Genomic DNA, 25,404 nt, shown 5'->3' on the forward strand with positions numbered 1-25,404 from the left:
TGGATTTGGGGGTAAGGGTTCGGTTTCTGATTATGTGAGGAAGGTTTTAAGGGGTGTTGATTTAGTTTTTCGAATAGTTAGAATATCTAACTAAAATAGTCTCTGGCAGTGCATATCGGTGTTGGGACCGAAGGCGTGTTGGATAAGAAAGATTGTGATGCGACAGGCGCATTTGGGTGGATTGGGTGGCAGTAAAATGAATCTATCTTTTTAATGAGGAAGATGTGATGGAGCAGCGGCTTAAAGAGATCATTGACGTGAGTGAGGAACTGGGTGATTGCTTGGTTTTCAATGCGATTAGTCGTGTTGATCGAGCGGGGAAGGACGCATTGTCGGGGTTAACGGGACGGCAGATTCATGTGGTGGTGGGTTTGTCGAAGATCGAGCCATGCAGTTTGAAAGCTGCGGCAAAGCGGATGGGTGTAAGCGATGCGAGTGCGAGTGTGATGGTGGACACATTAGTGGGGAAGGGGATGCTCAGGCGGGTGAGGGATGAGCATGATCGACGAAAGGTGTTGATTAGCCTGACGGATGAGGTGAGGCAGAGTATGGAGGAGATTGATGAGGAGATTTGGGCGACGTATGTGAGATTTACAAAGAAGTTAGATGATGATGTGCTGGACAGGTGGCATGCGGTGATGGGGGAATTAAAGGAGGTTCTCGATGAGTGCCGAGACGAGTTTGAATGAGCAAGCCGAAATGGCAGTGGGGAAGATGGCACATTTAGGTGAGAAGCCGGTGCTGGGTTTGTTGATGGGTTTCTTTGCGCCGGCGATGGTGGGGATGATGACGCACGCGCTTTATAACTTGGTGGACAAGATTTATGTGGGACAGGGTGTAGGCGCGATAGGTTTGGGAGCATTGACGGTGGTGTTTCCGGTCATGATGGTGGGGTTTGGTGTGTCGTTGTTGTATGGGGCGGGGGGTGCTGCGCTGATTAGTTTACGGATGGGCGAGGGGAAGGTGAGGGAAGCGGAGAAGTATTTGAGTGGTGCGATTGGGATGTCGTTGTTGATGGGGGTGGTGTTGGTGGGTGTGGTGATGTGGTGGCAGGAGGATGTGTTGCGATTGTTCGGGGCGAACGATGAGTTGATGGGCGATGCGAAGGCATATTTATTTTGGATATTGGTTGGATTTCCGATGTTGTCGGCAGGTTTTGTGATGAATTTCGCGATAAGAGCGGAGGGGCGCCCGACGGTTTCGGTGGTGATTATGATGATTTCGACCGTGGTGAACATCGTTCTGGATCCGATTTTGATTTTTGGGTTGGAGATGGGTGTTGCGGGTGCGGCGCTGGCGACGTGTTTATCACAGACGGTAACGTTGATGTTGGGGGTGGTTTATTATGCGGGTGGTTGGAGTGTGTTGAAGGTGAAGATGAGGTTGTTGTTGCCACGTTGGGGGGTATTGCGGCCGATGTTGCTGTTAGGTTTGCCGGCCTGTTTGGCTGATGCGCTTTTTGCGGTGCAGCAGCTGTTTATGAATCAGAAGTTGGTTGAGCATGGTGGGACGATGGGTGTTGCGGCGATGGGTGTTATTTTTGGGGTGATGACAGTGGCGGTGATGCCGATGTTTGCGATGGGGGATGGGCTGCAGCCGGTGGTTGGGTTTAACTACGGGGCGAAGTTGTACGGGCGGGTGAGGGAAGCATTGCTTTGGACGAGTGGATTGGTGTGGTTATTGGGTGGTGTGATGATTTTGCCGGTGGTGGTTTGGCCAGAATTGTTTGTGTGGATGTTTACGGGTGGTGATGAAGCTTTGATGGTGGAATCAGTGCGGGGATTGAGGGTGTTTAGCTTAGGGGTACCGTTGTTTGGGATGTGTTTTGTGATGACGCGATACTACCAGGCGATCGGTCGTGGGGGGATTGCGATGGTGTTGTCGACATTGAAGCCGTTGGTGATGTTTGTGCCGCCGCTGTATGTGATGGCGTGGTTGTGGGGGATGAAGGGCGTGTGGGCTAGTGAACCTGTTAGCGGTGTATTGAGTATGGTTGTGGTGGGTTGGGTGATGCTGTTGGAGCTGCGATCTGGTCGCGGTGAAGCGGCTGCGGTGGAGGCGTGAGTGTCAGGTGAGGGCGCAGTGTGAGATGGCGGGGAGGGGTACAGTTTGAGTTTTTTTTGATTGAAGGGGAGCAATTAAATCAGGATGATCTGGTACTGATTTGTAAGTTATTTCTATAAATGATGTTATTGTGGGAAATGGTCTGTGTTTTCAAGGGGTATGTGGGATGATTATTTTTGTTTATGTCACAAAACGGGGGTATGATGAGGGGACGGGTTGATTGTGAGATGGTGTATGAGGGGCGGATTTTGGGGTGTGCGGTTATGTTGCATTGGTATTGGTGGGGAGGTTGACGCGTTGAGATGTAAGCAGCGTGTCATGAGATCATGGAATTATGGAAGGTCGTGGAAGATGAGCGAGCAGCCGTCAAAGAAGTTTGGGTTTTCGAGTCGAGGTCGTCGTAGTGTGGATCAGCCGATCAGTTATCTGATTGCGAAGGCGGTTGAGAATCCTGATTTGATTTCATTGGCTGCGGGGCTGGTGGATTATGAGACACTTCCGGGTGAGGAAAGTTTGGAAATCCTGAAGGATATTTTGGGCGATAAGAAGCGTAGCGAAGCGGCGTTGCAGTATGGTATGACTGAGGGATCGGGCGAGCTTCGTGATGAGCTATATAAGCATTTCTGCGAGTTGGAGGGGATGAGCGAAGCTGAGTTTACGGGCAGTGCGAAGGATATTGTTGTGAGCACAGGCTCGCAGCAGTTGTTGCATATGTTGGCGGACTTGGTTTTGGATGAAGGGGATGTGGTGATCAGTAGTTGGCCGAGCTATTTTGTGTTTACCGGTGTGCTGTCGGCAATGGGTTCGACGGTACGCAGTGTGGACATTGATGAAGGTGGGATGAAGCCAGAAGAGTTGGACAAGATGCTGGCGAGCTATGAAGCAACGGGGCAGTTGGATCGCGTGAAGATGGTGTACCTTGTGAGTTACCATCAAAATCCAACGGGTATCACGTTGGCTGAAGAGCGGAAGCCTGAGATTTTGGAGATCGTTAAGAAGTACTCGAAGAATCATAAGATTTTGATTATTGAGGATGCTGCTTATCGTGAGTTGACGTATGGGGGGAAGGCGCCGGCGTCGATGAAGGTTTGGGATAAGGACAATGAGTATGTGGCATTGCTGCAGACGTTCAGCAAGCCGTTTGCGCCGGGGTACAAGACGGGCTATGGTTTGATACCAACGGACTTGATTGACGGTTTGATATTAAACAAGGGTGGGCGTGACTTTGGTTCGAGCAATTTGGCTCAGCACGTTTTGGCGGAGGCGATGAGGCGGGGTGTGTTTAAGAAGCATGTGGAGAAGCTTTGTGCGAAGTATGCTGAGAAGCGTGACGCGATGTTAGAAGCGCTTGAGAAGTACGTTGGGCCGCTTGCGCCAAATGAGATTGAATGGACAAATCCGAGTGGCGGTTTGTATGTTTGGCTGACGCTTCCAGAGGGTATTGATACGGGTAAGGATGGAAAGCTATTTGCGAAGAAATTGGAGAAGGGTGTGATTGGTGTGCCGGGTGTTTACTGTTATCCGGATGACCCGGCGAGAGAGATTCCGGTGAATAAGATTCGCTTGAGTTTCGGTACGCCGACGAAGGAACAGGTTGTTGAAGGTATCAAACGCTTAGGCGAGGCGATCGCTCACGTTCTTGAAGAAGAAGGTGTGGCGAAGAAATAATTCCTTGTTATCCAGATGAAATAATGAACGCTGGCCGAGTGGCCGGCGTTTTTTTGTATGGGGTGATGCGTGTAGATGAGTTAGAATATCGGGCATGATGGAATGGAAAGCATTATTGAATGGTGAACGGTTTTATGACGCGAGTCGAGGGGCAGGTGATGTACGTTCAGAATTGCAACGTGATTATGATCGGGCGCTATTTTCGAGTGCGGTAAGGCGATTGCAGCATAAAGCGCAGGTATTTCCGCTTGAGCCGAATGATAAGGTGAGGAATAGGTTGACGCATTCGCATGAGGTGAGTTGTATTGCGCGGAGTTTGGCGGAGAGATGGGTTAGTGGATATGGGGCTAACCGAGGGTTAGACGAGGAGGTTCGATTGGGGGTGCCTGTGGTGTGTGCGACGGTGGGGTTGTTGCATGATTTGGGGAACCCGCCGTTTGGCCATGCTGGCGAGATGGCGATTGCGGAGTGGTTTGAAAGGCATGACGAAGAGGTATTTGGGGGTGTATTAGATGAGGATGATAAGGAAGCGATATGGGTGAGAGAAGATTTTTTGAAGTTTGAAGGTAATGCGCAGACGATGCGGATCATCTTAAAATTGCAAAGTATTTTGGGGGATAGTGGCTTGAATTTGACGTATGGGACGTTGAGTGCATGTCGTAAGTATGTCGGGCGGTCGATCGATGTCTGCAAGGATGATCAGGGGTATAAGAAGCCGGGCTTTTTTTGGTATGAGCGGGAGCGTGTTCGCAAAGTGGAAATACGGACGGATTGTGTTGGTGATGATGGGCGCGGGGTAAGGCATCCGTTGACGTACTTAGTCGAGGCTGCGGATGATATTGTCTATAGCACAGTTGATTTGGAAGACGCTTTAAGTAAAGGGGTTTTGAATTGGGAGATGTTAAAAAAAGAGCTGTTAAGGCGAGTGAAAGATGCGGGACAGAAAAATGTTTTAGCTGAGATTATTGAGCAGATTGATGAGCGTCTTGAAAAATATATTGTTGTGGATGTTGCCACGGAAAGAAATACGGTTGCAGGGCAATTATTGCGAACGATGTTGATTGGCCGATTTATCGAATCGATGGTTAGAGCGTTTGATGAACACTATGATGCGATTATGAAAGGTGAGTTTGGCGATGAGTTGGTTGCGGTTAGTGATGTGTGTGAGATCGTTAAAGCATGTAAAGGGGTTGGGTTTGATCATATATATGTGATTGTGGCTAACTCAAAGTTAGAGGTCATGGGTCGAAAAGTGATTCATGATTTGATGGATCTTTTTTGGGATGCAGTAAAGGATTATGAAGGTCGTGATAGTCTAAAGGGGAGTGGGTATGGTGAAAAAGTTTGGCGTATTATGTCGGCTAATTATCGGGGGTTATTTGAGACGTGGTATGAACAAGCGGATAGTGAGCTGGAGCGTCAAATCTTGAAGCTGCATCTGGTAACAGATTATGTTTGTGGCATGACGGATCATTATGCAAGGGAGTTGCATCGCGAATTGCTTGGGTGGTAAGACGTGAAGGTTGTGTAAGCAACATGTTATCAGTGGTGAGTAAGTGTATCACCTGATTCCTAGGATCAGGTTGCATTTGCGCGCATTAACATAGGACGGGTTAGATCATTTTTATTAATTTGGTTGTTGGTCATGAAATTTAGGTGTTGATACTGAGTAGGGGTACTGTTGAGGGTGTGGGTGGTCGTACATGTTTACCCAATAAAAGTAAAAAAAGTCTTGAAAATAAGGGTTATTGAACGATTTCTTGGCAAGGTAGGTGGAAAGTTCGTGTTGTGGCTCAAAGATCTATGAGACGCAGACAACAATCCGAGTGGATTTACGGTGTCTGTCGAGAAATCTTGTGAAAGGTGAATGTTATGAAGTCGATTGATGTGATAGCAGCAATTCTGCTGGTGATCGGTGGTTTGAACTGGGCGTTGGTTGGTTTGTTCCAGTTTGATCTGGTTGCCGCAATCTTTGGTGGCGTGGACACGTTCCTCGCACGTCTGGTGTATATCGTTGTTGGTGCTGCTGCTGTATGGCAGATTGCACAATTCAAAGCGATCCAGATCCGCTGGAGCCAGACAAGCATGAACTAAAAGGTCATGCGAGTAAAGGATTGAAAGTTGATAACGGATTAGGCTGATGCGCACGGAAGTGTGTATCAGCTTTTCATGTTTAAGGGGTGAGTGTTGGTAATAAGGTGGTCATGCAATGGCTAATGGGTTAAGAAAAAAATACAACGCCATGATTGATGCACGCTACTTTTGGTTTGTCGTGTTGATGATGTTATGTATGTTTTTGGGTTTTGGTGTTGTGTTGTTTATCAGTGAACGTGCGTTTGGTGAGTCTGTATTTGAAGAGGATGGGCCATTCTTGCTTAGAGAGAGAAGCAATGTGTATGAGGTTGTTGAGGAGCACGATCGGTTTTCGGTTTTTGAAACGTTGGTGAAGCACGCGAAATTGGTAGATGAATTAGAGGGGGAGGGGCCGATGACATTATTTGCGCCGACAGATGATGCGTTTGAGGATATGGAGAAGGGGATGCTTAATGCATTGTTTATGGAAAAGAATCGTGGATTATTGGTGAAAGTGATTGTTTATCACTTGTCGCCGCGGATTTTCCTGGCTGCGGATGTTGTGAATGAAGAAGAGTTGCCAACAATCGAGGGCGAGAAGTTGGTGGTGGAGATACGTGGTGATGATGTTTATTTGAATGGAAAAGAATTGGTCGGAACAGATGTTGTCACGGGGAATGGTGTTGTTCACGCAATCGATGGGGTGCTTATTCCTAGAACAGTATTAGAAAAGTTGAATGAGAATGATGATCGAGAAAAGGACGAGTCGTAGGTGAACTGAGCTATATAGAAGCGATAGCGTGGCTAATACGTTGAGGTTGCGCGTCGTTGAATGATTAGTGACAGATAGCACTGATAGGAGAAAAGTCATGTTTAAGATTGAAAAGTTGAAAACAATAGGGTTAATGTTAGCGATGACGTTGCCGTTGGGTTTGGTCGCGTGTAGTGGTGAGACTCAGCAGAGTAGCCGTGATTCGGTTGAGATGGATGATCAATCGATGATGAATCGACGCGACGCAGATAGAAATGCGTCAATGGGAATGGATGAGCCAAGCACGATTGTGAATGTAGTTATTGATCGTCCTCAGTTCGAAACATTGGCAACAGCGGTGAGTGAAGCGCAGTTGAAGAGTGCTTTGGAAGCCTCAGGGCCATATACGTTATTTGCACCAACCAATGATGCGTTTAATGCATTGCCTAGCGGTGTGCTTCAGAAGCTTCTCAAGCCTGAGAACCGTGGCAAACTGCAGATGGTTTTGAAGTTCCACGTGGTACGTGGTTACTTCCCAGCTGACAAGGTGATGAAGACTTCACGTATGTTGACGTTGGAAGGTCAATCGTTGAGCGTGGATGTGCGTGGTAATGAGGTTTATATTGATGGCGCGCGCGTAACGCAGACGAATCTGGATGCGAAAAATGGTGTCGTTCATCAGATCGATAAGGTTTTATTACCTACCGGTTTTGATGTGAATTCTCTGAACTAACAAAGTTTGGAAGAGAAAATTGATATTAAAGAGGCTCCCCTGGAAATGCTGGGGGAGCTTTTTTATTTTGATCTGTTGGTGTGCTATGCTTTGCATCATGAGCAGTAACATGACTTCAAGCCATAAGCAGGACGTTGGTAAGCACGGATTCGAAGCTTCGGATTTACCGCCATTTGAGGATGGCGCGTTAGATGTGTTGAAATATTTCGGTTTTATCGACATATCTTTGCCTCTTGAGATCGAGATTGGGTCTGGTAAAGGCACATTCTTAATACAGCAGGCTCCCCAAGCACCTGAGATCAATTATTTGGGAATCGAATACGCGAAAGCGTATTGGCGTCATGCGGCTGATCGGATGAGAAGGCACAATCTGCCGAATGTAAGGATGCTGCATGCCGAGGCGGGGTTCTTTTTGCGGAATTATGTGGCAGATGATTCTGTACAGCAGTTTCATATCTATTTCCCAGATCCTTGGCCGAAAGCGAGGCATAACAAGCGACGGCTGGTACAAGAGGGGTTCTTGCGGGAAGTGTGGAGTAAGTTGAAGGTGGGTGGGCAGATCAGCTTAGCGACAGATCACCTAGACTATTTTGCATGGATGGAAGAACATGCTGCGAAGGTGACAGATCTCTTTGAGCGGCATGAGTTTGTGTCGCCAGAGAGTGCGGGTGAGGGGGAATTGGTGGGGACGAACTTTGAACGGAAGTATCGTGAAGAGGGCAGGGAGTTTAATGGGATGATCCTCAAACGGATTGGATAGCTATAAGTTTGAAGCTGATAGGGGATTATGTGAGCAAAGATTAGAAAAAAGAGGGTGGAGAGGTGGGATGGATGTTTACGTTTTGGGTGGAGTTGGAGTATGATGTGTGGCGCCTGTCGAAGGACGAATACTTAGGCAAATAGACGCAGTCTTTATCTATCTGGAGATTTTGATCATGTTGAAACGAATTGCGAGTGTGCTGGTTGTGGCAATTGTGGCAGGCGGCTTTGTCGCTGGTTGTGCCAATAGCCCGAAGGCTGCAGAAGGCCCCGAGCACAGCATGTCTGAACCTGTCGCAATCAAGAAGGCTCAGGCCGGTTCTGACGAAGCGTTGAACACGGCTGGTGTTCAGGTTGTGAACAGTGATGTTGAACTAAATGAGTTGGGTGCAGATCTTGATCTTCAGCCTAACTTTGATGAAGAGTCGGTTGTGATCGTCTCTTTGGGTGAGCAGAACACCGGTGGTTACTGGGTTGAGATTACCGGCGTTCAACAAGTCGGCGATACACTCTATGTTCAGGGTGTTGCTAATCAACCAGCTGAAGACGAGATGACGACTCAAGTTATTGAGTACCCATACGCTGCGGTTGTAGTCGACAAGGTTGATGCTGTGAACGTGATTCCTGACCTTGACCAGGTTTCTGGCAAGAAAAAATAATCGGGACGCATCATTGCGAAAACTGAATATTAAAGACGCCGCTCGTTGAGCGGCGTCTTTTTTTAGTGGTAGTTGATCGGGGAGAGCAAGTTGCGATAGGCCGATAACTTGAGTGGAACAGCGTTGGTGAGCTGGGAAGATAGCGTAGTCCGGTAAAAATCGCGCGTGAACGTGGGTGCGACTGATTGGGCCGATATTGTTGGTGTATGGCAGACAATGCAAAACAACGGAAAACGCAACGTAACAGGACAGAACCTGTTGCACGTTTGGGTGCTTATAAAGAGCGGCCAAACGTGTTGATGTTGACGCATCGTGTGCCTTATCCGCCGGATCGCGGTGATCGAATCCGCAGTTATCATTTATTGAAAGAGCTAAGCCGTCATTTCAATGTTTCGCTTGCATCATTCACAGAAGAAGATGTTACGGTTGAGCAAAAGACGAAATTGGATCGTTTAACCAGACGGTTTGCGATACAGCGTCTCAATAGAAATCAGAAATATTTTAGAGCAGGCATGAGCTTGCTAAAGGGGAAACCGATCACGACATCGGTGTTTTACGATGCAAATTTGGCGAAACAACTTCGCCAATGGCATACAGAGGTACGGTTTGATGCGGTGGTGACATTTTGCTCGGGTATGGTCCAGCATGCTCGGGATATTGTTGGTGGTCGATTGCAAGCAGGATGCAATATTCATGGCGGGGGATTGCATCTGCTTGATTTAGTGGATGTGGATTCGGTGAAGTGGGCGAATTTGGCTCGGCAATCCAGTTTCTTGAAACGCATTATTTTTCAGCGTGAGTCCAAATTGTTACGAGAAGTTGAGCTGGGTTTACATGACCGAATTGATGTGTTGAGCGTGGTAAGCAAGGCTGAGCTTGAGGTCTATGAGCAGATTAGAGAGCATCATTGTTCAGTTTCTCCGTCGGTGGATAGTGTTGTGGCGAGCCATCTTCATGGCTTTGATCAAAAAGGCTTGCGGGCGTTTGCGGTAACTAACGGTGTCGATCTTGATTACTTTAAAGCAAGGTTTGATAAAGGGGCTGCATGCTACAACATCGTTTTTGTGGGTGTATTGGATTATCAGCCTAATATTGAGGCTGTTCAGTGGTTTGCTACGCAGGTGATGCCACGGATTCGTGATCGTGTACCTGATGCGAAATTTATAGTGGTGGGTAAGCGGCCAGCAGAAGCGGTAAGAGTGCTAGATGGATACATGGGAACGAAAGTCGTGGGTGAGGTTCCAGATGTGCGACCCCATGTATATGATGCGGCCGTGGTCGTTGCTCCGCTGAAAATTGCGCCAGGCGTGCAGAATAAAGTTTTAGAAGCGATGGCAATGCAGCGTGTGGTGGTCTGTTCACCCGAGGCCGCGAAGGGCATTGATGCGATGGTTGGGCGGGATCTGCTCACTGCGGATACTGTTGCTCAGTATGCAGATACGATCACAGGGCTTTTAAGAAATCCAGCTGCACGCGAAGCGATCAGTCAAGCCGCTCGATATCGTGTTGAGATCGGGTACGATTGGCATGCTGTTCTCAATCCGCTCTCACAATATCTAATGCGAAGTGTGCGCCCGAAGGCCAAAAAATCACAGTCTAAACAGGCGATCTCCAAGGTGACGCAAGCAACTCGATTGGCAGCCTAGTTGCGTAGTGCTCTCGTTTATCGGGGGTGTGTAAAACATAAATCTAGAAAAAATATAAGCTTGTGGAAAAAGAGCAGCTTGTCACAATCGTCATATCTTTCCTAGGAATCAGCCAAAACTATCTTTATATATAGGTTATGGCGATTTATATACGTGTTATATATTTATCGTTTCGCCGTTAATCGTTCTCAAGATGCAAAAATATACGTTTATCGTCCATTTAGTGCGTCTAGTTGCTGTATTTCGAATGGATACGGGATTGAAACATGCTGATTTCAGGTATTAATCCTACTAATTTTACGGTTTTAGAGCATATTTGGCGTGTAATCTGATTTTGTTAGGCGAGCAAAACGCTCTTGTGGAAAGGGCAGCCCAAGTATGTAAGTTCCGTTAAATGGAACCTCGTTCGCTAGAACAGAATTTGAAACATACTACAATCTCGGCCATGCATTGGCGCGAGAACCCATTTTTACTGACGAAGATACTGGCCACAGTTGGCCCTGCTTGTAATACTCCCGAGAAATTCGCGGAGATGATCAAGTCAGGCGTTCGTGTGGCACGGATTAACTTTTCACATGGTAGCTTTGAGGATTTTGAACAATCACTCAATGTGGTCCGTGAGGCTTCCAAACAGACCGGCATTCCAATCGGTGTGCTGGGCGATCTGTGTGGCCCCAAAATCCGAACCAAAGAATTCGAGCATGGCGGCATCGTTCTTAATTCCGATGACTCCGTCCGGATCGTCGCAGATGAGTCCGTGATCGGTAACAGATGCGAAGAATCAGGCGTCTCTACCATATCAACCAATTACGGCTTGATGGTTGACGAGATTAAACCCAACGAACGCATCTTTATTAATGATGGTGCGGTCAGGCTTCGGGTCAATTCGATATGCGGCGAAGGCAAAGAGAAATATCTTGATTGCCAGTGTATCGTTGGCGGCTTGGTTTCAAATAAAAAGGGAATCAACCTCCCCGATTCAGACATCTCAACGCCATCTGTTACGGATTGGGATAAAGAGTGTGTTACATGGGCGGTTAAACATGATCTTGATTACCTGGCGCTTAGCTTCGTCCGTACTGCTGTTGATATCAGTACGCTGAATGCGTTACTGAGACAGCATGGTTGCGATAACAATGGTCGTGGTGGCCGAAAGCATTTACCGATTATTGCAAAGATTGAGAAGCCACAAGCGATTGACGATCTAGATCGCATTTGCGAGAAAGCGAATGCTGTGATGGTTGCACGCGGTGATCTTGGTGTGGAAATGGATATGGCCGAAGTGCCCGTGATCCAGAAGAAAATTATCGCTAGGGCACACGACTGGGGTAAGCCAGTAATCGTGGCAACTCAAATGCTTCAGAGCATGATCAATGAAGCAACGCCGACACGTGCCGAAGTGAGTGATGTTGCCGGCGCGATCATGGAAGGTGCTGATGCTGTCATGCTCAGCGGCGAAACCGCAGTTGGTCGTTATCCACTTGAGGCAACAGCCGTGATGGCGCGCACCGCTCGTATCACTGAAAAAGAAGCAAGCAGGGAACGCAGTCATCAGCATTCGAAACCACCCAAGAAGCTTCAGGAAAATAAACGCCGCACACCAGCACTTGCACACGGTGTTAGTGTAATTGTCAGAGACTTACAAGCGAAGTATGTTGTCGTCTGGACGGAATTAGGCGGTACAGCACAATACATGTCTCAAAATCGTTTGTGTGTGCCAATCATCGCGCTTAGTGCCGATCAACGAACACTTCGGCAGATGGCATTGTTTTTTGGCGTCTTCCCGATGTATATGGATCGACCCAATGATAGTCAGGAGCTGACTGCAGCGCTTGATAAGCTCATGCTCTTGTATGCATGGAGTGATGTCGGTGAGCCAGTTGTCGTCTGTCAGGGGGAACCACTCGGAACTCCCGGTATCACCAATACGATTCGCATTCATTATGTTGGTGATGTGCAACGCATGGATTGGCATGACGAGGAAGAGGAATCAAAACAGATATCCTCTGACACGATTGCTCAAAAAATACTTGATCAATAATCAGCTCAGTTGATCGGGATTGCGAAGTCCATAAGATTTAATTTTTCGATAAATCGTTGCCTCTGATATTTCTAGATGCTTTGCAGCTTTACCCGGTGAGCCTTGGCACAATTGAATCGCGTGTTCAATCGCTCGTCGTTCTAACTCTGCAATAGGGACAATATCTTCTGGTTTTTTAGCGTGATCAGGGTTGTAGGGTAGCGCGGGCGTTGTCGGACTTGGGAATGTATCTGTATGCTCTTTGATGGATTGTAGAGATTCAGAATTATTGGATTCAGATTTAACAGACGGCTGCTCCATCGGATGCAAAATATCGTGTGGCAGCATATCCAGTTCCAATGTCGTCGCATCATTTAAAACAACCACACGTTCAATCGTATTCAACAACTCACGCACATTGCCTGGCCATCGATAATGTTCAATTGCGGCTAATGCAGCAGATGAAATCTCATTAAACGATTTACCGTATTTTTCAGAGTAATCATATAGAGCATGCATTGCGATTAATGGGATATCACCATCACGATTACGCAGCGGCGGGACTTCTATAGGTATCACAGATAATCGGTAATACAAATCTTCACGAAATCGATGATTTAGAACTTCTTCTAGTGGGTGTCGATTGGTCGCACTAATCAATCTGACATCTGCAGTATGGACAACCGTAGAACCAAGTCGATTGAATTTATGTTCTTGAGCAAACCGTAATATTTTTGGCTGCAACTCAAGCGGCATTTCTGTTACTTCATCCAAAAACAACGTCCCAGTGTCAGCATCTTCGCATGCGCCTGTACGCATTCGATCCGCACCCGTAAATGCCCCCTTCTCATGGCCAAACAGCATCGACTCAATTAAGGTGGCGGGTAAAGCTGCCGTATTCAGCGCAATCATTGGGTTAGGTACACGATGTGAACGGTTATGAATCGCATGAGCAATGAGTTCCTTGCCCGTTCCAGATTCTCCATGAATCAAAACTGCTACATCAGTTGGTGCGACCTTGCTGATCATATGAAACAACTTTTGCATTTGTTCTGATCTGCCGAGGATTCCTTCATATCTCGCATTTGTATGTGTAGCAGCTGAAATATGATCAGGATCTTTTACCGTTTCGATTAAATGGTAATGTTCAATTGCACGGCTGATCGTTTGAATCAAAATATGTTCTTTGATCGGTTTACTCAAAAAATCGAAAGCGCCACTTCTCATCGCATTCACAATTAAATCAGGTGTATCATGCGCAGTTAATAAAATGACAGGTGCGTCAGGGTTGGCCGCATGTAATGGAGCGATCAAATCCAGCGAAGTTTCATCGCCCAACCGATAATCTAATAAAACAACATTTGCTGACGGATTATTGGATGGAAAAGCTTTTTGTGCCTGCTCAAATGAATAAGCGCAAGTTAACTGTACCGGTATTTTCCGTAGCATGAACCGTACCAAACGATGAATCTGTACATCATCATCAATCAAAAGCACATTAATTATTGGCGTTTGACTCATAACCTGATTATTGACCCAACCTTATTGCGAATACCCATTCTACTCACACCTTTAGTATCGGAATGATAGGCATTGCTCTCAATATGCGCTTATGTCATAATTAACCCGGACGTCGATCAGTTCCAAAGAACAACCATTGATACGACTGATATGATGCCTCAATCAGTCTGCGGTCAATTGATGACAAACTTATGTAACCGATACAAAGCATAACCAGCATTTTGGTTATTGCTTTATTTGTGTGTTAGCCTGCTATTCAAGAGATAGTGTGTGAAAAATATGGCAGATCAAAATCACAAAGCAACAACAGGCGACCAAATCGAGTTGATGGATCCAACGGGTTTCATCGTTCCCGCTCGCCTGATTATTCTGGGATTACCCATTATCGCCTCAATGATATCGCGCACCATTATGGGGTTTGTCGATTTCATTATGGTTTCACAGCTCGGAACAGATGCACAAGCCGCCATTATCCCTGCAGGCATCCTACTGTTTTGTGTTCTTGCATTTGGTATGGGGTTACTTAGCGTCGTAAATACATTTGTCGCACAAAACTACGGCCGAGGTGAAAAAGCATCTTGCAGTGCATATACATGGCAAGGTGTTTATATTTCAATTGTTATCGGTTTCTTTGTGCTGCCTGGCTGGTACCTCGCAAATCCATTTTTCGCATGGGTTGGCCATGAATTTGAAGTTGCCAAAATGGAGGCGATCTATGTTCAGATAGGAGTTCTCGGTGTCGCCCCAACACTGATCTGTGTGGCTGTCTCAAATTTTTTTAACGGAATTCATAAACCTGTTATTGGATTCTGGGCAGCCGTCATCGGTAATATCATTAATGTGATCGCAAACTATGCCCTAATCTTTGGAAAGTTTGGATTGCCCACTATGGGTATCGCAGGGGCAGCTTGGGGCACTTTTGGCGCCGCTATCATACAAATGCTTATCTTGCTTGGTTGGTTTTTGCTCCCACGCTTTCAACGTGAATACGCAACGGCAGTTGAATCTCGCATCAATCTTGCACGCTTATATGACATTATCCGCATAGGTTTTCCTGCAGGTGTCCAATTCATGATGGATGTTTTGTCCTTCACCGTCTTTACACTTTTCCTCATCGGGCGATTTGGTACGGAGCAGCTAGCAGCAAATAACCTGACATTTAAATGCCTTGAAATTAGCTTTATGCCTGTTGTCGGCATGGGAGTTGCTCTTACTGCTGCAATCGGTAAATCCATTGGTGAAGGTCGACTTCGATTAGCACGTATTCAGGCACGTTGGGTATGCGGTATGAGTGTTGCCTATATGGGCTGCATTGCAGCGTCTTTAATTTTGTTTAACCACCAATTTGCTGGCCTACTCAGTGATGATCCCGAAGTCATACTATGGGCGAGTCGGATGCTCATAATCTGCGCAGTTTTTCAAGTTTTCGATGCTGTTGGCATTACATACAGCAGCGCTTTACGTGGTGCTGGAGATACTTTTGTGCCCGCAATAATGATGGTGACAAATGCATTCATTGTTTTTATGGGAGGTGGCTTCATCATGGTTTACTATTTCCCGCAACTTCAAAGCATGGGACCGTGGTATGCCGCAACCGCCTACATCTGTATTCTGGGAATCGCCTATAGCATTCGATTTGCATTTGGCGCTTGGGAAAGGATCACCATCACCTCACGTTAATCATCCGTTTAGCGTTTTATAGGATCAGAAGGTATTTCTACTACTAGTGCAGATCTGCCACGTTTTTTTGTCTTTCTCGTTTGGCCAGTATCTTCATTCATGCGCTTTAACATCAATGTTGCCACGTCAGGCGCAATGTCTTCTGGTATCTGCCCCAATATTATCTGCTGCACAACTCTATCCTGATCACAAAACCAACCAAGCACACGAGAAACCATTTCCTTCTGTGTCATACCATTCCAATTACGTAATTTCTCTAAGCGATCCTTGTTAGTAGCAGTTAATTCAATATTCAAATTTTGGCGGGGTTCATTCATTATAGAATCCCTCATATGCTTTTAGTATGGAAATGAAACACAATATGTAGTGTACTTCTGGCGAGATAATATGCAATTGCGTATAAATGCGTATTAATGTGTTTTTGTTGTATGTGGTCAATTATACTTCATATCATTCAACAAAAAACCTCACTATTCATATAAGTGAGGTTATCCTTTTGAGCTGGAGTGTACATTTATTTACTTTGTACTGATGCTTCCTTTGATTTGGCTTCCTCATAAATTTGAATCAATGACGAGCACAGATCGGTTATCGTTACAAGTAAGTATATTTGTGAACAGTTTAACTGTACTGAATGATCTATAGTCAAAGTAAGTGATGCAAAAGAATTTTGATACTTAAAGCTTTCATCTGCCCATAAACATGTACTAGGCATGATGTTCAAAATCGATTTACCTGTACATGTATTATTTAGTACATCTGGGTTTTGATAGTTTATTAATACTTTCGGTTGTTTAATCTTTGGATGGTACTCGAAACAACACGATTCAAGATGCAGTAAAGCCAACAACTGTTTTTCAATCTCATTAATAAAATTACGAATCTCAATTTGATCAATAATTTCCAAATTTGTAGCGATCCAATTCATAAAACAATCAATTTTACCCGCATCATCAGCCACTATTTGTCTAGAATTACGTTCTAAATGCATATTAAGATTAGTAATTCTTGAAATATATAAGTGCTTGCTAGACTCAATATGCTTCTGATATTTCTGAATAATTTGATATGCCAAAAAAGCAATAATTTGTCTTATCTGTCTTTCACTAGTAAGCATGTTAATGTCAATACGGCAAATGTCATGTCTGCAAATACATGCTATTTCCTGCCGATTAAAAAACAGCGCTTCTTCAGTAATATTCAAATCATATCCTATATCATCAATGCAAATTCTCATCTTCAGGTCCAGCCATATCAAGTTGTGTATACTCGATCCATCAAGCAACACAACGGCTTCCTTTCGATACAGTCCTGGTATCGAATACCATGCCTTGAGACTTTTGCCCTATGACTACCAATCAAAATTAAGATGAAACAACCCCGCCTGAGATATAATTGATTTGAATGATTGCTTCTAAAGTAATCTGATATCCTTCACGCAGCAAGAAGATATTATCCTCATAGGATCAACCGTTATCGCACATATGGATACACATATCCCGCCAATATATACCATAGACAAAAATCATATAACTATGATGAAGCAGACGCCTGCTAATAGTATTGATGCCTATCACCGCACAAATAATTACTAACAAGCCTAAGAGTATATTAGTGTATACAAATGTATTGACGTGGGCTTATGTGTTTTTTACTTTAGAGATAGATCAACAAGTGATAGCGAAATTTACTCCAAATCGCTTGTTGTAATCTAACACATCATTCGGAAAACAAAGCATGAGCTCGGATGGTGATGAATCATATCTGAAAATGAATAATTAATAATAACTAGAATCTCCCAATTATTTGAAGGATAGCGCGGCGCAGCAAACCAAGTTATGGAAGATTAATCTGAAATGGCCAAGGACGGCCCGCGTCGCTCATCAATTGACGTGGTGCAATTCACCATAGCCATACAGAATGAATTAATGACTGATAATGTTTAGTTCGATAAATATCGTCCTAATTACGCCATAACGATTATGCCAACGCAGCCTCCCGATGCGACCTGTCATCGACCCACCCCAGCGACAACCATCGGGAGGTATTTTTATAGTCATAAGTTGTTTTGACACGAAAATATCATAACGATCATAATTGGTTGTGGCAGCATAACCCAATGGTCAGAAATATGCTCATGACGAGTGTTGCAGTCAACTTTTCAGTTATATTTTTATCGTATGCATACGACTCGTCCGAATGAAGCAATGTCAAGCGAATCTATTTGTTATCTATGAAATTTCTTGATTGCGGTTAGTTAGTTCTTGGTCTCGTAAAAAAAATAAAAACCAAATTCATCCCTCTAGCATCAGCAAAGGAGTGCATCGTTATGAATTGGCAGGGAATGCGTCATATCTTACGCAGTATTAAAGGTGGTGGTCTGATCCTCGTAGTGTGCGGTAGCGTCACACTCGCCGGCTGCAGCATGCTTTCAACTCGTTCCGCAAAAGTCAGCAACGATAGCAAGGCATTTAGCCAAAGCCTCGTTGCCTGTACTCAAGCAATACAACGTGGCAATCTCGAGAAAGCTGAAATGCTTCTCTCTGAAGCCCGTCCATCAGCAAAGAGTTCCAAGCAGCGCATGAAAATTAGAAGCCTTCAAGCACTCATCGAAGGGGCAGAAGCGCTTATGAACGGCAACGGTGAGCTCGCAGAAACACACTTTTCACGTATCGAAGATCCATATCTTCGCCGTGAAGTTCGTGTAAAAGCACGACAGGTCGACCTCAAAGTTCCAATCACGCCTCTCGCAGCATACGGAGGTGGCCGATGAGAAAAATTACTTTTAGTAAAATCTCTCTTTTGGCGGTCGTCGGTGTTCTCGGCAGCATGACGCTTATAAGCGATATCAATGCAGCTGAAGTAATCGATATCCGTTCGAAAAAGAGTAAAAGTACACTAGATCTTGAAGGGTACGACTTCGGCCATGTTGTCGAAAAGCTCGCAACATCTATTGATCCATTAGAACGCGAAATGGAAACCAGCTTCACCACTTTTGTTGAGGCAGTCAATGATGCAGAACAGCTGCTTGCTGAAGGCAATACACGTAATGCACTAGAAAAATGTGAAGTTGCAGTCGAGAGTGTTCTCAAGGCACGTGAAAACGTTTTAAATCCCATGTGGGACGGCCAAACTTATCTTACCGAACAGATCGGTTGGGTTCGTATGCGTCTTGCCCGAGCACTAGAAGCAGAAGGCAAAGCAAGTGATCTAAACCCAGATGCTCGGTCAGAGAAACTTCTCGATAATATAGCCAAGCGAATTCCAGAGGAAAAGGATCCTGTTCGCAAGAAATGGCTTGTCGCACATTATCGCACCGTTCGTGATCTTGCCAAGATCAAACGGATGACTGATCGTCTCTCTCCCGATCAGCGTAAACTCTGGGTGAACGTGCTCAGCGTTCTCGATGAAGCTTCGCTTGCTCATCAACAAGTCCTTATGGGTACGGAAGTTCTTTTTGCTCAGTTCGAATCGACTGCAGTACGTTTAGATGAATATCTCACCTTGCTTGATACCGTTGATGGTGCCTCTGAGCTCCTTGATATGGTGCGTGGTATCGGTGGTTCATCAGGCGAAATCAGCGCATTCACGTCAAGTATGACTCAGCTTCAGGATCAACTTAGCGGCTTCAACACCGCTGTTGAAAATGCGCTGCAGGAAAGTATGTTCGAACTCGAATCGACCATCGATTCCATTCAGCCTAGCGATGACGGTATGTACTCCTCAAATGGTAACCGGACCGGTTTTGGTAGCACTAACGAAGATGAAGAGCTTTCAGCTCGCATCATGAAGCTCCAGGAAACCGAAGGACGTTAAAGGGAATAAGAGGGCGCAGGCCGGCCACCCCATGGGGATGGCTGGCTTTTTCCTCTCTTCTACGACAAAAGCAATCCATCCTTAAGGACATTGTGATGAATAATCTCAACTTACTAAAAATCTCCTCAGCCGGCTGGTTGGTTGCAATGTTAGTCATTACAGCAATGCTAGCATTAACGACAAATCTGCAAGCTGAACCTAAGAATGTCGCGAAAGAGCGAGCTACCTATTACAAGCTTATCAATGAGCGTCAAGTAATTCGTCAACGCCTCGCGCAACTTGATCGTCGAGCCGCCCAACTTATGCAGCAAGGCCAGGACCCCGTTGTCCTCCATGCTGAGCAGGTTGGCTTACAAGACAAGCTTGATTTAATCGAACTCCGTTTGGAAATCGTTGCCGCACGACTGGGCTTCGATGTTCCACTCAACGACCCTGTACAGCCAGAAGCTGAAGTTGTTGAAGAAGATCCTATCAGAGCAAAAGCGAACCGCGCATTTGAACGTGGACGTGATCGCACCATGATCCGTCTCCGTGAAGACGCGAAACGCCTGCTTTCTTCTATTAACTTTTCACGTTTCCTTGCAGAACCGGTTGTTGACAAAAACAACTATTGAGCCGGTGTTGCCACAGATTGTAGACATATAGTCTGTGGCATTCCTCTCAATCCGCAACAACACACAAGCCCTCGAAAGGGTTTAGAGAACCTACGCACGCTTGCAGAGCCTTGAAAGGATAGCCAATGATCCGTATCTGGGATTACTTTGAACTTGGTGGCTTCATGATGTGGCCATTGCTCGTGTGCTCCATTCTCTTAGGAGCAGTACTGATCGAACGTGTCATCGTCGTAGGCCTTTGGGGTGTTGTTTTCAAACGCCCGCTCACTAAACGTGTTTGGTGGGGGCATGGCCACATTCTTCGATTCTTCGAGGAAGTTCCGCCCGGCCTCGGCCTTCTCGGCACTATTATCGGCATCGTTCAAAGCTTTCATCTTGCTGACGGACAAGTCGCAGGTAGTGAAGTTGGTGCCGGACTCGCCGTTGCATGCATGACTACAATCTTTGGCCTCTCCATCGCGATCGTCGCAACCGTAGTTCGATATATGCTCGATGCCGCAGCCAATCGCGCTATCCACTTCGGCCAAGTTAAAGCGTAAATACGAATACATAAACACTCTCACGGTACCAAACCATGCTTCAAAAAGGCTTCATCGACATGCTCTTTATACTCCTCTGTGCCACGATTGTTTTGCTCAGCGAATCAGTCCGAATCGGTACAGTGGATGCAAAGCCCGCAAAAGTCGGTGGTGGCGCCGTGACCGATATCTCAGTAAACCAAGTCAGGATCGTTATCGTCAGACCCGACGAACTGATCTTTGAAGAGCAACCGTATGGAAATATGACCGATATAGCGAAAGCTAATCAATGGTTAGGTGATGAATGTGCCGTCCTCATTCCCTCAATAGAGAATGTTACACATCACCGCATGATGGATGTATGGTCCAGCTTTCAGGAAGCGGGCTATCAGGTTAAATTCGGCGCCAAAGCTGTCAACGATGAGCAATCTGTCCCCACTAGGACCGTTGCCTCGACTGGTAGTGAGCAGTGATTGGGGGTGACGCTTGTCCCGTACTGTGTTGATATTAGGATTTTTTGTTTCGTTTCTTTTGCATGCGATCTTGATCGAACTCCCCTTGTTCAATAAACAGGACCGTTCGATCGATATGCAGCAACTCGCAGCAGTCGTTGAACTCGCAAAAGTGATGAAGGAAATTGAACAGATCGAAGAGCCTCCTCAAGAGCAGGCCCCAGATCCCGAACCGGAACCGGAAATCAAGCCTGAACCCGAGCCTGAACCAGAACCTGTTCAGCCGGAGCCCGAACCCGAGCCAGAGCCGCTCCAGGAACCCGAACCGGAACCGGAGCCTGTTCAACCTCCACAGCCACAGCCTGAACCCGAACCGCTTAAGATGGACAAGATTTTTGAAACACAGAAAGCTGAAGCTCCCGAAACCCCCGGCGACTTCGCAACAGGTAGCCAGGAAACTAAGCATAACCCCGAGCTTCGTATCGATTGGGGCTCTGCTCAAACCGCTCTCAATATCATCAAAAGCGGCGGAATGCGCCTCGTTGTCTATTCAGGTGCAGCAAGTTCGATTCACTATGAATACGTTAATCGAAGCGGACAATGGCGACGACAACGCCTAGCCGTCAATCGCAGACTCCGTTTTTCTAATCGAATCCGTATCGTTCAGGATGTCCCCGCATTCAGCAAAATCATCCAAGGCGACGATTGGAAAGAAAAGGACCGTCTCGCAATTATGGTCCCCCGTGATATCGAACAAATGCTTCAATCCGCACAGCTCACGGCCGCATCCACTCAGGGACTCACCATGAGAGATATCCATAGTTTCGCTGGCAGATTCCAACTCGTAAACAGCAATCAATTAAATTTTGATGTGACAGCAATTCGTGTACGCATGCAGTAAGCGTGAGAAAGGCAAGGAACATGAGCGGCAATAAAGACGACAAAAAAATCAACCAAACCCTGTTTGGCGTCAACCTGCTCCTAATCATTATGCTCGTCGTTGGTATGATCGTCTATTTTAATATTAGACAGCAACGTAAGTCCGAATTTGAACAATTCAGACCAACCGATCAATCCGTCGCTGAGCAAAAGCAGTCAGATACCCAAACTCCACAAGTCGTTTCGACCGATAAGCTTGGGAAAGAACTGCCCAGTAGAAAAGCGAATCGATCCGGCGAATCGAACGCCTCCGCTTCCGGCAGCGCAACAAATGCTGACGGGATTCATGCGGCAGCGAAAGATTCTAAGGAAGAAATCAAAATGACCATGGCCGAAGATATCAAAGATATCATGGACCAGGACAGCAATGATGATCAAAACGTCATTGATGAAATGTCCATCGACTATGACAACGGCTCCGACCTTCTCTCCGGAACAGATCGAGCCCGCCTCATACTCCTTGAAACCAAGGACATGAAGCTCGTTGATCAGCTTGTCGGCCAAGATGAACAAGATAAGAAAAATAAATCAGCGTCAAGATCCAAAAAATCAGCGCTTGAGCAAGCCGCTGAAAACTCTTCCGGCCGACGTCCCAACTACGGCAAGGTACGCAAGGGACTTATCGGCGTCGCCGAAGCGCTCGTTAGACTCAATTCCAGAATCGTTGAAGTCGAACCTCTAAAGGAAGACGACGAAGAAGCCGTCACCTCTTTAGAGTATGGACCATAAAACGTGTATGTTCCTGCCTGAAACTATGCACGAACATGGTTTGGGATGGGTCGGAGTCCACGAGTTGCTCCGACTCATTTTTTATTTCCTCATCCCCAGTTTCCGCAATATCCCCAATGATATCGGCAATATCGTTCCAGCATTCTCTTCCACAAACTGCTCAATCTCATTCAACCCCACCACATTAAACTCCCTATATTCATCGTTCTGCGCTTCATCTAGCCTTGCCACCATCGCCCTATAATCTAGTTTTGATCGAATCCGCGCACACACTTCGAAGCTCGCTTCCTTCATATCTCTACCAAATCCGATCACGTCTACACCATCCATCTCCGCGACTTGCAGCCCTGTCTCTTCATGTAACTCTTTCATGAGCAGTCGTTCATAATCCACCATCAATTTATCCGTATTCAAACATGTCGGATCAACCGCTCCTGACGGTGCAAGCTCCCACGCACCCGGATAACACATCACCCGATCACTCCGCCGACCAAAAACCACATAATCTTCATGCGCAATAATCCCGCTAACACCCAATGGAATCAAGAACGTATTCTCAAACAGATACGGATCATAACGGTGCGCGACATAATATTTATATTCAAACCATCGCCCCATGACCCGCCGTCGATCATAATCAATCACGCCAAATAATCGCCCGTTAAACAGCCCATCGCCTCGCTTTAGCTTCTCTTGCTCCCATATTTCATCCACAACCTTCGCAACCTTATCGTCTGGTTGCCACATCGCATTATCCACCACATTCACCTCAAATCCATCATCAATATCATTAATCCAATGTGTCTCATCCATCCGTCTATCCTACATCTACTCACATTAAAATCCCAACTTCAATTTTAACCGTGTCTCAATCGCTCTGCATGTTAAAATAGACACGACATATTTTTTAACGAATCATTTCTACTTTATCCCATTGGGAGCAAACGTTTGAACACGTGCATCGTACACGACTGGATCGCCACATATGCGGGCTCAGAGAAAGTTGTTCAATCCATCTATAACACATTCCCTCAATCACATCTCGCCACGCTTTTCGCAAAACCCGGTCCACTAAACCAGATGCACATGTCTAACTTACCGCTGCAAACAACCTTTTTGCAGAAACTTCCTTTGGCAAGCCGCTCCCACCGCTACCTTCTCCCGCTCATGCCCTTCGCAGTCGAGCAACTCGATCTTACTCCCTACGATCTTATCATCTCATCCGCCCACGCCGTCGCCAAAGGTATTATCACCTCACCTGATCAGCTTCACATCTGCTACATGCATACCCCCACACGCTACGCATGGGATCTACAAAACCAATACCTTTCGTCTAAGTCTCTCAAAACGAAACTACTAAACCCATTAATGCGCCTTGCGCTTCATCGTTTCCGCATCTGGGATCAACTTGCCGGCCAGCGTCCTGACCTTATCATCGCCAACTCTCATTACATCGCACGTCGTATTCAAAAAATCTACAAACGCGCCGCACACGTGATCTATCCGCCCGTTGACGTCGATCGCTTCAAACCGCAAACCAATCGAGACAGCTTCTTCCTGACGGTCACACGCGCCGTTCCTTATAAACGCTTAGATCTTATCGTGCGTGCTTTCAATCAAACCAACCACACCCTCAAGATTGTCGGCTCGGGACCGCAACTCTCATACCTTAAAAAAATCGCTAAACCCAACATTCAATTCCTCGAGCATCAACCCGACAAGACAGTGACAGAACTCATGCAAACTTGCCGCGCGTTTGTTTTTACTGCTCTAGAAGATTTTGGGATCTCTCCCGTCGAGGCCATGGCCGCTGGCGCTCCTGTCATTGCACTCGGCCAAGCAGGCACAGCCGAAACAGTTATCCATCAATCCACTGGCCTCCTCTTCCCCGAACAAACCCCTCAACACCTCCTCGCCGCCATCAATCAGTTCACAGATACCTCAACAAATTTCGACCCAAACTATATCGCCAACCACGCGCAGCAATTCTCTATTCAACGCTTTGAGTCACAAATTAAAACATATATCCAAGAACAATATCATCTCTTCCAGGAGCGTAAAAATGAACATCTTCAAGCCCAGCCTCACCTCCTCTCCGCCGCATCCCAAAATTAAATATATCACTGATCTTTTACTGATCCTTGTGACTTCCCCAGTCCTTATCCCCCTCTACTTTTTCATCACTCTACTAATCCGTCTTCAATCCCCCGGCTCCATTCACTACACCACCACAAAAATGAATCATCGCGGGCAACCCATACGCACAACACAATTCCGAACATTTCATTCCTCCGCCGATCACCTCGTCCATGAATTCCATCAGCGCTACGCTCACCTCCATCACACACTCACACCCGACCAACAAGCCTACCAACCGCGCTACACCCGCATCGGCCGTCTCCTCACTCGTACAAACCTCCACAACCTTCCTCTGCTGTTAAACGTCATCACCGGCCAAATGTCTCTTGTCGGTCTCACTCCCCGCTTTCGTGAACAACCTACGACGCAGAGCATTATTACTCCAAAAACAACCACCGGCATCCTCAGCCTGTGGCACCTCGCACAACATCGAGGCTCCCCTTCGCATCATCGTTATCGATACGACAACCTCTACCTCCAAAACCAATCTCTCGCACTTGATCTCAAAATTCTTTTCCGCACAATTACGCAATCTCTTCATCTATTTTACGGTTAGTAATAAAAAAAATGAGCGTCCAACTTTGGACACTCATTTCAATAAACCGTATCTAACGCCCTCTCCC

At 46.2% G+C, this 25,404-nt stretch carries 25 protein-coding genes; 21 read left to right on the forward strand and 4 right to left on the reverse strand.

The annotated features are described in order from the left end of the window. Nucleotides 1-227: 227 nt before the first annotated feature. From KS4_RS00220 to pyk, 11 genes are all read left to right on the forward strand, one after another. Nucleotides 228-689 (forward strand): MarR family winged helix-turn-helix transcriptional regulator, encoded by a 462-nt coding sequence (locus KS4_RS00220; protein WP_234698891.1) that lies wholly within the window; start codon nucleotides 228-230, stop codon nucleotides 687-689. After that, nucleotides 664-2,064 (forward strand): MATE family efflux transporter, encoded by a 1,401-nt coding sequence (locus KS4_RS00225; RefSeq protein ID WP_145072889.1) that lies wholly within the window; start codon nucleotides 664-666, stop codon nucleotides 2,062-2,064. Before KS4_RS00220 ends, KS4_RS00225 begins: the two co-directional genes overlap by 26 nt. Nucleotides 2,065-2,382: 318 nt before the next feature. Then, nucleotides 2,383-3,732, forward strand: coding sequence for an aminotransferase-like domain-containing protein (locus KS4_RS00230; RefSeq protein WP_200761412.1), 1,350 nt, complete (start codon nucleotides 2,383-2,385; stop codon nucleotides 3,730-3,732). A 94-nt stretch (nucleotides 3,733-3,826) separates the two neighbouring features. After that, nucleotides 3,827-5,245 carry a dGTP triphosphohydrolase gene (gene dgt / locus KS4_RS00235; RefSeq protein WP_145072895.1) on the forward strand — a complete coding sequence of 473 codons (1,419 nt, stop codon included), beginning with the start codon at nucleotides 3,827-3,829 and terminating at the stop codon, nucleotides 5,243-5,245. Between the two features lie 359 nt (nucleotides 5,246-5,604). Then, entirely contained in the window at nucleotides 5,605-5,826 is a 222-nt protein-coding gene (locus KS4_RS00240; RefSeq protein WP_145072898.1) for a DUF378 domain-containing protein, read from the forward strand. A gap of 115 nt (nucleotides 5,827-5,941) precedes the next feature. Continuing rightward, the gene (locus KS4_RS00245; protein WP_145072901.1) at nucleotides 5,942-6,577 is read left to right on the forward strand and encodes a fasciclin domain-containing protein; all 636 of its coding nucleotides are present in this window, start codon (nucleotides 5,942-5,944) and stop codon (nucleotides 6,575-6,577) included. Between the two features lie 97 nt (nucleotides 6,578-6,674). Continuing rightward, nucleotides 6,675-7,289, forward strand: a complete 615-nt coding sequence (locus KS4_RS00250) for a fasciclin domain-containing protein (RefSeq protein ID WP_145072904.1) — start codon at nucleotides 6,675-6,677, stop codon at nucleotides 7,287-7,289. Between the two features lie 109 nt (nucleotides 7,290-7,398). Continuing rightward, entirely contained in the window at nucleotides 7,399-8,049 is a 651-nt protein-coding gene (gene trmB / locus KS4_RS00255) for a tRNA (guanosine(46)-N7)-methyltransferase TrmB (protein WP_200761413.1), read from the forward strand. 175 nt (nucleotides 8,050-8,224) lie between these two features. After that, entirely contained in the window at nucleotides 8,225-8,707 is a 483-nt protein-coding gene (locus tag KS4_RS00260; RefSeq protein ID WP_145072910.1) for a protease complex subunit PrcB family protein, read from the forward strand. Nucleotides 8,708-8,913: 206 nt separating this feature from the next. Further along, the gene (locus tag KS4_RS00265) at nucleotides 8,914-10,353 is read left to right on the forward strand and encodes a TIGR03087 family PEP-CTERM/XrtA system glycosyltransferase (RefSeq protein ID WP_145072913.1); all 1,440 of its coding nucleotides are present in this window, start codon (nucleotides 8,914-8,916) and stop codon (nucleotides 10,351-10,353) included. A gap of 445 nt (nucleotides 10,354-10,798) precedes the next feature. Next, complete coding sequence (pyk, locus tag KS4_RS00270) at nucleotides 10,799-12,394, forward strand: pyruvate kinase (protein ID WP_200761414.1); 1,596 nt, start codon at nucleotides 10,799-10,801, stop codon at nucleotides 12,392-12,394. Here the strand turns inward: pyk and KS4_RS00275 are convergent, their stop codons facing one another. Then, the gene (locus KS4_RS00275; protein ID WP_145072919.1) at nucleotides 12,395-13,894 is read right to left on the reverse strand and encodes a sigma-54-dependent transcriptional regulator; all 1,500 of its coding nucleotides are present in this window, start codon (nucleotides 13,892-13,894) and stop codon (nucleotides 12,395-12,397) included. It lies immediately after the preceding gene. A 279-nt stretch (nucleotides 13,895-14,173) separates the two neighbouring features. On the opposite strand from KS4_RS00275, the gene KS4_RS00280 reads away from it, so the two are divergent. Continuing rightward, nucleotides 14,174-15,574, forward strand: a complete 1,401-nt coding sequence (locus KS4_RS00280; protein WP_234698892.1) for an MATE family efflux transporter — start codon at nucleotides 14,174-14,176, stop codon at nucleotides 15,572-15,574. An 8-nt stretch (nucleotides 15,575-15,582) separates the two neighbouring features. On the opposite strand, the gene KS4_RS00285 is transcribed toward KS4_RS00280, so the two are convergent. After that, nucleotides 15,583-15,891: a hypothetical protein gene (locus KS4_RS00285; RefSeq protein WP_145072925.1), complete on the reverse strand. Its 309-nt coding sequence runs from the start codon at nucleotides 15,889-15,891 to the stop codon at nucleotides 15,583-15,585. Nucleotides 15,892-16,088: 197 nt separating this feature from the next. Continuing rightward, on the reverse strand, nucleotides 16,089-16,778 hold the full coding sequence (locus KS4_RS00290) for a hypothetical protein (protein WP_145072928.1): 690 nt from the start codon (nucleotides 16,776-16,778) through the stop codon (nucleotides 16,089-16,091). A 1,125-nt stretch (nucleotides 16,779-17,903) separates the two neighbouring features. On the opposite strand from KS4_RS00290, the gene KS4_RS00295 reads away from it, so the two are divergent. The 7 genes from KS4_RS00295 (at nucleotide 17,904) to KS4_RS00325 (ending at nucleotide 22,642) form a co-directional block, all read left to right on the forward strand. Then, the gene (locus KS4_RS00295) at nucleotides 17,904-18,347 is read left to right on the forward strand and encodes an outer membrane protein assembly factor BamD (protein ID WP_145072931.1); all 444 of its coding nucleotides are present in this window, start codon (nucleotides 17,904-17,906) and stop codon (nucleotides 18,345-18,347) included. Next, the gene (locus tag KS4_RS00300; RefSeq protein ID WP_145072934.1) at nucleotides 18,344-19,390 is read left to right on the forward strand and encodes a hypothetical protein; all 1,047 of its coding nucleotides are present in this window, start codon (nucleotides 18,344-18,346) and stop codon (nucleotides 19,388-19,390) included. The genes KS4_RS00295 and KS4_RS00300 overlap by 4 nt, the downstream gene beginning before the upstream one ends. A 95-nt stretch (nucleotides 19,391-19,485) precedes the next feature. After that, nucleotides 19,486-20,004, forward strand: coding sequence for a hypothetical protein (locus KS4_RS00305; protein WP_145072937.1), 519 nt, complete (start codon nucleotides 19,486-19,488; stop codon nucleotides 20,002-20,004). Nucleotides 20,005-20,129: 125 nt separating this feature from the next. Then, a complete protein-coding gene (locus tag KS4_RS00310; RefSeq protein WP_145072940.1) occupies nucleotides 20,130-20,543 on the forward strand; it encodes a MotA/TolQ/ExbB proton channel family protein in 414 nt (137 codons plus the stop codon). Nucleotides 20,544-20,578: 35 nt separating this feature from the next. Beyond that, nucleotides 20,579-20,995, forward strand: a complete 417-nt coding sequence (locus KS4_RS00315; protein ID WP_145072943.1) for a hypothetical protein — start codon at nucleotides 20,579-20,581, stop codon at nucleotides 20,993-20,995. An 85-nt stretch (nucleotides 20,996-21,080) separates the two neighbouring features. After that, nucleotides 21,081-21,875: a hypothetical protein gene (locus KS4_RS17400; RefSeq protein ID WP_200761415.1), complete on the forward strand. Its 795-nt coding sequence runs from the start codon at nucleotides 21,081-21,083 to the stop codon at nucleotides 21,873-21,875. A gap of 20 nt (nucleotides 21,876-21,895) precedes the next feature. Beyond that, a complete protein-coding gene (locus tag KS4_RS00325; protein ID WP_145072946.1) occupies nucleotides 21,896-22,642 on the forward strand; it encodes a hypothetical protein in 747 nt (248 codons plus the stop codon). Between the two features lie 81 nt (nucleotides 22,643-22,723). Here KS4_RS00325 and KS4_RS00330 read toward each other — a convergent pair whose 3' ends face one another. After that, nucleotides 22,724-23,455, reverse strand: coding sequence for an NUDIX hydrolase (locus tag KS4_RS00330; protein ID WP_145072948.1), 732 nt, complete (start codon nucleotides 23,453-23,455; stop codon nucleotides 22,724-22,726). A 135-nt stretch (nucleotides 23,456-23,590) separates the two neighbouring features. Here KS4_RS00330 and KS4_RS00335 point away from each other — a divergent pair, with 135 nt between their 5' ends. Beyond that, complete coding sequence (locus tag KS4_RS00335; RefSeq protein WP_145072954.1) at nucleotides 23,591-24,757, forward strand: glycosyltransferase; 1,167 nt, start codon at nucleotides 23,591-23,593, stop codon at nucleotides 24,755-24,757. Next, complete coding sequence (locus KS4_RS00340) at nucleotides 24,705-25,337, forward strand: sugar transferase (protein WP_145072957.1); 633 nt, start codon at nucleotides 24,705-24,707, stop codon at nucleotides 25,335-25,337. Before KS4_RS00335 ends, KS4_RS00340 begins: the two co-directional genes overlap by 53 nt. Nucleotides 25,338-25,404 lie beyond the last annotated feature (67 nt).

The organism is Poriferisphaera corsica (genome assembly GCF_007747445.1).
Taxonomy (GTDB): domain Bacteria; phylum Planctomycetota; class Phycisphaerae; order Phycisphaerales; family Phycisphaeraceae; genus Poriferisphaera; species Poriferisphaera corsica.